Here is a 322-nt window from a genome sequence, read left to right on the forward strand (position 1 = left end):
ACTATGCCTGGGATCGGTCCGATGACAGCGTTAGCTGTTGAGGCCTTCGCTCCCCACATGGGTAGCTTCCGGCGGGGCCGAGACTTTGCGGCCTGGCTGGGTCTCGTACCACGTCAGCATTCCTCAGGAGGTAAGGAACGGCTTGGTCGAATCTCGAAGGCCGGGCAGTCCGATATACGTCGACTTCTGATTATCGGGGCAATGTCGCGGCTGGGTTGGCTTGGGAGACGTGCGATCCCAGATGGCTCCTGGCTGTCGCGGATTTTGAGCAGAAAGCCGAGAATGCTGGTGGCGATCGCATTGGCCAATAAAATGGCTCGTG

Annotated in this window: 1 protein-coding gene; it reads left to right on the forward strand. The window is 59.0% G+C overall.

Annotated elements, in window-relative coordinates:
- On the forward strand, nt 1-322 hold a 322-nt coding region (locus tag FLQ44_RS14385), incomplete at both ends, for a transposase (protein WP_147694971.1).

The organism is Vogesella mureinivorans, assembly GCF_007644035.1.
Taxonomy (GTDB): Bacteria; Pseudomonadota; Gammaproteobacteria; order Burkholderiales; family Chromobacteriaceae; genus Vogesella; species Vogesella mureinivorans.